At 69.4% G+C, this 1,574-nt stretch carries 1 protein-coding gene; it reads left to right on the top strand.

Annotation, left to right across the window (positions count from 1 at the left end; all coding sequences use genetic code 11):
• Window positions 1–321 precede the first annotated feature (321 nt).
• Entirely contained in the window at window positions 322–1,542 is a 1,221-nt protein-coding gene (locus tag ACFWF3_RS35385; RefSeq protein ID WP_379318487.1) for a hypothetical protein, read from the top strand.
• Window positions 1,543–1,574 lie beyond the last annotated feature (32 nt).

The following is a 1,574-nucleotide window of genomic DNA, read 5'->3' as shown; positions in this document are numbered from 1 at the left end:
ATCAACTCCTGGGGGTCGTCCTGCAATTCCAGCGCAGGGTCCGGACGGCTCTGCGGTGACCGGGCCTGCGCGTGTACTTCCACCCATCCAGGCTAGCGGTATACACAGATCCGCGACACGCCTCTACCGACAGCGTGTCAACAACTGGCTGAAATCCCGACCCATCCATGCCCTGACCGGTGACGAATCATCAGATAAGTGTGCGTCTATCTGCACGCTTATTCGCGGCTAGCCAGCTCACGCCGCACCAGACCTACCGCGAAGTGACGGACCCTGCGTGGTCCCGTCCCGCACCGTTTCGCACAGGGGAAGGCAAGACTTGTGGCAGCAGGATCTGTGGTAACCCTCGGCGTCAGCACCGAACGGGGAGCCGTGCACGCGGTGGCGTTCGCCGAATCGGGCGTCACTCTCACGGATCGGATGCTGCTGCGGCGCACCGTCCGTGCCAACGGAGACGGTAAGGCCGAAGTGGCGGCAGCGGTACACACCGCCCTCGACGCGATCGCGACCGAGCTCGACGACGAGCACGAGATCGCCGGGGTGGCAGTGAGTTACCGCGACGCCGTCGAACGGCGCGCGATCGTGACCCGCCTGGCGGAGACCCAATGGCGCACGGCCTCGCTGGTTTCGGCGAAATCGTCGCATCTGTTCGTCGCGGGCGCGATGACCTGGCTCGACGAGTTCGACAATCTGCTCGTCTACGAGGCGGTGCCGGGCTACCAGGCGATGACACTGATCGACCAGGGTCGGCACCGTGTGCTCGCCGCCTACTCGCAGACCGGCGCACCCACACCCGACGCATTGCGCGCCGGGGTGTCGGCGGGGTGGGATCAGTTCGAGGCGGCGTCGGTGAAGCCGGCCGCGGTGGTGCTGGTCGGCTCGTCGTCGGACGCACCCGCGGTGCGCGACGCGGTCGCCGGATTCGGGGTGCCGGTGCTGCCGTGCCGGTTGGCGCCGTTCGCGCCCGCCGCCGGTGCCGCGCTGGTCGCGCTCGGCGATACCGTCGTGGTGCCGATCTCGACCGGGTCGCGGTCCAAGCGGGGGACGGCGATGGTCGCCGCGGCGGCGAGTGTGCTCGCGGGCGGGCTCGTGGCGGGTGGTTCGTACGCGGTGATCAACAGCGGGCCGCCCGCGGTCGACAACACGGCCGTGTCGTCGGAGCCCGGTGCCGCGTCGGCGCCGGTCATTCCGCAAGCCCCCCAGACACATGAAGCCGCCTCGGTGGAGTCCGGGTCGAGCGGCGGTGTGGGTTCCGGTAGCGGGTTGCAGGTGAGCCCGGTGGAAGAATCGCCCACGTCGCCGTACGAAACGGTGTCGCCGAATCCGCAACTGGTGAACCCGGGCGAGTTCCCGCTCGACTACCCGACCCAGCTGTACGGGGACGCGCCACAGGAAGACCCGCTTCCGCTCGAACCCGCTGTTCCCGTGGTTCCGCAGATTCCCGCCGCCGCACCGACCCTGCCCGGCACCGGCATTCCGCTCGGGATGCAGCCCGCGCAGGCGCCCATGCCGCAGGGCCCGCACACGGCGTCCGCCGACTGATCGTCTCCACCACGAAGGGGCAGCGCACGCGC

This window comes from Nocardia sp. NPDC060220 (genome assembly GCF_042727815.1).
Classification (GTDB): domain Bacteria; phylum Actinomycetota; class Actinomycetes; order Mycobacteriales; family Mycobacteriaceae; genus Nocardia.
This window is presented reverse-complemented; position numbering and strand designations above follow the sequence as displayed.